Here is a 5389-nt window from a genome sequence, read left to right as displayed (position 1 = left end):
GGCACCGCTCGCGGTGTTCGCGGCACCGCGGGCCCGGCCTGCGGCCGCTCCCGCGGTATCGGCGTCCGTACGCGCCTGGTCGGCGGCCGCGCGGGCGATGCCGGCGTCGACCGTGCCCCGGCCGGAGGCGGCGAGGGCTTCGGTGGCCTTCGCCCGGGCTTCCTTGGCGCGGTGGTTGCGCTCGGCCTCGACGGCGTCGTTGCGGGCGTTGCGGGCGTTGGTCTCCTCCGTCTGCGCCCGTCGGTCCGCCTCGGCGGCGATGCCGTCCTGCGTCTCTGCGCTCGCCCGCGCGGAGGCGGCGGTCGCGGCGGCGGCCTGGGCCTGCGCCCGGGCCGCGGACGCCGTCCGGGCCTCGGCCTCGGCCCGTGCCCGGGCGGCAGCGGCGATGTCCCGCTCCCGCTCGGCCCGTGCCCGGGCGGCGGCGGCCAGGTCCCGCTCCCGCTCGGCGATCTTGCGCTGCTCGGCGGCGATCTTCGCCTGTCGCTGCGCCTCCAGACGAGCCTCGCGCGTCTTCTGGGCGTGCTCCCACGCCTCGCGCTCGGCCTGCTCGGCCGCGATCCGCGCGTCCTTGGCCCGGGCGGCGGCGGTGGCGGCGATCTTCGCCTGCTTGTCGGCGGCCTCGGCCAGCCGTGCCGCGGCGCGCGCCTGCTCCTCGGCGTTCGCGCGCCACTTCTTCGCCTGCGCCTCGTGCAGCTCGGCCTGGTTCTGCGCGTTCAGGCCCGCCGCGTCCGCGGCGGTGGCGTCGATGGCGTGCTGGGCGGTCCGGCCGGCCTTCGCCGCCGCGTCGGCGGCCGCCGCGATGCCCGCGGCCACCTCCGACCACTGGGTGCCGTGTTCCAGACCCGTCCCCACCAGCACGTCGGCCTGGACCTTCGCCTGGGCCGCGGCGACCTGTGCGGCCTTCGCCGCGTCCTCCGCGTACCCCACCTGGCGGGCCGCCTCGGCCTTCACCTGCGTGTAGTCCGACAGTCGCTTGCCGGCGCGGTCCGCCGCCAGCATCCGGTCCGCCTCGCGGGCCGCCGAGGCGGCCGAGGACATCGCGTTCGAGGCCGCCTTGAGGGCCTTGACCGCGTCCCCGTGGGCGGCGATGAGCCTGGTCCGCGCCGCGGCCGCGAGCGCCGACTTCCGTGCCAGCTCGCGCAGCTTCTCCGCCGCCTCCAGTGCCTCCTTCTGGGCCTGCTCCTGGGCGGCACGGTCATCGGCGTCCTGCCGGGCCGCCGTCTGGTACCCCGTCTCCAGGAACTCCGCGATCACCGCGTCCTTCCCGGAGTCCAGGGCGGCCTGCGCGGCCCGCTTGACCGCGGGGCCGCCCACCGCGGCGAGCATTTCCACCCGCTTGCGGTTCTCCGCGGCCCGCTTCAGGGCGTTCTGGCGTTCCGACTCGTCCCGTTGCCGGGCGATGTCCGCGCCGAAGGCCAGGAAGTCCGCCCGGTCCTGGGCGGTGCCCTTCAGGACCCGCTCCACCTCGGCGTCGAAGAACGCCCCGCCGGTCCCGCGCAGCTTCGTGATCCGCTCGCGGTTGGCGACGTCGGTGTCCGCCCGCTTGTCCTTCGCGCGCTGCCGGGCCTCGGCCTCGCCCCGGTCCAGGAACGCGCGGATCGCGTTCGGGTCCGTGGACTCCAGCGCCTTCCGCGCGGCCTCCCGGACCTCTTCCTCCTCGTCGAACTCCGCGAAGTCCTCGACCAGCTGTCGGTCCCGTTCGTCGCTGATGCGGTCCAGCTCGGAGCGGAAGGCCGGTGCCGGAGCGGCCGACTTCGGCTTCAGCGCGTCGGCCAGGCGGTCGAGTGCGCCGACGGTGTTGCTCAGCGAAGCCTTCGGAGCCGGCGTGGAGACGGCCGCGGCGGCCTCGCCGGTCGCGGTGCCGAGCACCGCCAGGACGACCGCCGCGGAGACGGTCCTGCGTACGTTGCCGGCCACGCGTGCGCGCGGCCTTCCGGCCCTGGGCCGGAATCTTTCCCACATGGGAATCCCCCTATGACGTGCGATCGGTCGGACCACGACGCGCAGGGAGGAGGGCGGCGCGCGGCTGCCTCCGGGGAGGTGCCGGCGGTGCGGGCGCGGGTCAGTGCGCGGGGTGCCCTCGTCCGGGGTGGTCCCGGACGGACTCCGGCCCCGTGCCGGAGCGGTCGGCGCCGCCCGCCCTCCCGGTGCCCCTGCTCGTCCCGTCCCCGGTTCCCCCGGGTACGGGTGGTCGGGCGGCAGTCTTGGAGATCGCCCCATCCGCGTCAAAGCGGAATTTGATGCTCCTTTGACCCGGATTGCCGACCCGACGGAGTGTGGGGCGAATTCACGACATCATTCGGCCGGAATACCGCTTGTGGGTCGGTAGGGGCGCGAAAGGAGCCCGGCCTGCCGGCCGGAAACATCGCTTCAGGGGAGGGGGAGGGGCGGGGAGCCCCTTGCGCCCCCCGAGGTGCCCCCGGGTAACCGGGGTCGGTGCGTCCCGATGTGGCCGGGTGCACAGCCCGGACGGGCACTTTCGCGGCCGCGTACCATCCGCCCCCGTCCGGAGGGCGGTTCGCTTCGGGCGCGCCCGCCCGAGGGCGGGCGCGGGCGGGCCGCCGCGCTTCAGGGGGCCGTGCTCTGGACGGTGACGAGGTCGAGGAGGGCGGGGAGGGAGCCCTGGCCGGCGGCACGGCGCTGGCGGGCGGCGGGGGAGCCGTCGCGGAGGAGGCGGTGGACCAGGGGGCAGACCTCGCGGCTGTCCCCGGCCTCCACCAGGGCGGCTCGGACGTGCCGCATCAGGGCGCCCACGCAGTCCCGGGCGCTGCGGCGGGCACCGTCGGCCCCGACGAGCGGTCCGGCGAGGCCGCGCCGGGCCGCCTGCCAGGTCGCGGCGCGCAGCAGCTCGTCGGGGAGCTCGGGGGCCGGGGCCCCGGCGCGGGCCTCGCGGACGGCGGTGGCCACCAGGGCCCGCACCAGGCCGGTGATCATCACGGCGTCGTCGGCGCGGAGCTGGACGTCGGCGCACCGCACCTCGACGGTCGGGTACCGCTCGGACAGGCGGGCCTGCCAGTACAGCTGCCCGGCGTCGGCGATGGCCCCCGATTCCACGAGGGCCGTGACCCGGCGCTCGTAGGCGGTGGCGTCGCCGAAGAGCGGTGTCGGGCCGGCCACCGGCCAGCGTCCGAAGACGATGCTGCGCCAGCTCGCGAAGCCGGTGTCGCGGCCGTCCCAGAAGGGCGAGTTCGCGGCCATCGCCAGGACGGTCGGGAGCCAGACCCGGATCCGGTCGAGCACTTCCACGCCCGCTTCCCGGTCCTCGACGCCGACGTGCACGTGCATGCCGTTGATGAGTTGTTCGTCCACCAGTCGGGGGGCGTGGTCCTGCATCCGCAGGTAGCGCTCCTGGCGGGTGACGGGTACGGGGGCGGCCGCCATCAGCGGGGCGGCCCCGGTCATCGCGGCCCGGCAGCCGCTGCGTTCGGCGGCCGAGCCGACGGCGTGGCGCAGCCGCAGCAGGTGCCCGCCGACCTCGCTGAGCCCGTCGCACACGGGGGTCGCCACTTCCACCTGGGCCTGGAGGAGCTCTGCCTGAAGCTCACCGTCCTTCGTGACGGGATCGGGGCGGGCCGCGGCCCGTACCGCGTCCAGCCCCGGCACCGGCCGTCCGGTGACCGGGTCCACCAGCAGGTACTCCTCCTCGACCCCGACCGTGGTCATCGGCGCCGTCCCCCCTGCCCGGTCCCGGCCCCGGTCCCGGTGCCGTGTCCGGTTCCGTCTTGCTCCATGTCCGGCACCTGCCCGCTTCCGGGCCGCCGCATCCCACTCCGGGGCGGCCCGTCGCCCCCGGATCATCCCCGCACCTGGACCCTTCCGTCCCGGTGGTCCCCACCGTCGCCCGGCCCCCACGCGGGCCGGTGCCGCCCCGCGTGACGGGGGTCACTGGGGACGGGTCGAGGGTTCCCCCTCCGTTAGCATGTTCGGACTCATTCCGATCATCCGAAATGCATTCAAAGCGGCTGGAACCTTGATATCTCAGGCATCGCGCGAGGGATCGCGAACGAACGGCGGGGAGACGACCCCCGTGTGGCGTCGGCCCCGATTCCTCCTGTGGGCCGCGGTCGCCTCGGTGGGGCTCGGGTTCCTCGTCGCCCTGGAGGTCGCCGCACGCCACTACGGCGTACCGGGCCCGATCACCGTCCAGTCGCGGGAGGTGATCTTCGCTCCCCAGTCGGGCACCGTGCTCTACGCCAGCATGGGTCTGATGATGGTCGTCCTGACCTGGCGCGAACGGTTCGTCGCGCTGGGCGCCGCGATCGGCATCGACCTGGTCTTCTGGGGCGTCCGGTGGCTGGCCGGGGCCGAGATGATGTACGGCAACGGCGCCCTGCTGGTCACCCTCGGCTGCGCCGTCCTCGCCCTCACCCGCCGCACCGGCCGGGAACGGGCGCTGCTCCTCAAGGGCGTCGGGCTGGCCCTGCTCCTCGTCGCCGGCCGCAAGACCGGTTACACCTGGCTGCTGATCACCTCCAAGACCCGGCCGACCGTCCTGGACCAGTACGTGGCCACCGCCGACCACGCGCTCGGCAACCCCTCCTGGGTGGCGGGCCGCATCGTCGAGGCCACCGGGGCCGTCGGCTTCCACGTCCTGGAATGGGTGTACATCCAGCTCGCCGTGGCGGCCGTCGCGATCGCCCTGTACCAGCTGCGCAACGTGTCCACCGAGCGCCGGTTCCCCGCCCACCACCTGGTGCGCACCTTCCTGGTGATCGGCCTGCTCGGCCCCGGCATCTACATGATCTTCCCGGTGGTCGGGCCGATCTTCGCCTACGGTGCCGACGGCGGGCAGTGGGCCCTCGCGAACCTGTGGCCGCACACGTCGCCGCCCCTGGGCACCCCCGAGGCCATGCCCTTCGACGGGTTCACCCCCCGCAACTGCATGCCGAGCCTGCACACCGCCTGGGCCACCGCGATCTTCGTCCACTCCCGGAGCGGACCGCGCCTCCTGCGTTGGCTCGGCACCTTCTGGCTGATCGCCACCCTGGGCGCGACCCTCGGCTTCGGCTACCACTACGGTGCCGACATCATCGCGGGCGTGGTATTCACCCTCACCATCGAGGCGGGCCTGCGCGCCCAGGCCTGCGGCTGGGACCGCTCCGCGACCTGGCTGGTCTCCTACGGGGCCGCGGTCTTCGTGGCGTACCTGCTGTCGTACCGCTACCTGCCGACGGTCATGGCCGACCACCCGTGGCTGTTCGGCCCGCTGCTGATCCTGGCCATGCTCTCCGTGATCTACGGCTACGTCCGCACCACCCGCCTCTGGGCGCGCAAGGCCGCAGCCGTGAAGCTGCCGCAGCCGCGCCGCGAGGCGCCCGTGCCCGAGCGGGTCTGACCCGCACCCGCCCGCGCCGGGCGAGGGGCCGGTTCCAGATCGGAAGAGCACACC

3 protein-coding genes are annotated in these 5389 nt (G+C 74.9%); 1 reads left to right on the top strand and 2 read right to left on the bottom strand.

Annotation, left to right across the window (positions count from 1 at the left end):
* Together ABTZ17_RS36115 and ABTZ17_RS36110 are read right to left on the bottom strand one after the other, a co-directional pair.
* Positions 1-1917: ALF repeat-containing protein (locus tag ABTZ17_RS36115; RefSeq protein WP_352200057.1), on the bottom strand; the 1917-nt coding region annotated here is incomplete at its 3' end.
* A 651-nt stretch (positions 1918-2568) separates the two neighbouring features.
* A complete protein-coding gene (locus ABTZ17_RS36110) occupies positions 2569-3663 on the bottom strand; it encodes a carboxylate-amine ligase (protein ID WP_352200056.1) in 1095 nt (364 codons plus the stop codon).
* A 364-nt stretch (positions 3664-4027) separates the two neighbouring features.
* Here ABTZ17_RS36110 and ABTZ17_RS36105 point away from each other — a divergent pair, with 364 nt between their 5' ends.
* Complete coding sequence (locus ABTZ17_RS36105; RefSeq protein WP_352200055.1) at positions 4028-5335, top strand: phosphatase PAP2 family protein; 1308 nt, start codon at positions 4028-4030, stop codon at positions 5333-5335.
* Positions 5336-5389 lie beyond the last annotated feature (54 nt).

The sequence above is a fragment of the Streptomyces sp. NPDC097619 genome (genome assembly GCF_040302735.1).
In the GTDB taxonomy this organism is placed as follows: domain Bacteria; phylum Actinomycetota; class Actinomycetes; order Streptomycetales; family Streptomycetaceae; genus Streptomyces.
The sequence above is the reverse complement of the archived record's forward strand: the minus strand, read 5'-3'. Positions and strand labels throughout refer to the sequence as shown.

Coding starts and splice junctions, on each gene's coding strand:
- ABTZ17_RS36110 (WP_352200056.1), bottom strand. CDS start 3,663: ATGACCACGGTCGGGGTCGAGGAGGAGTACCTGCTGGTGGACCCGGTC.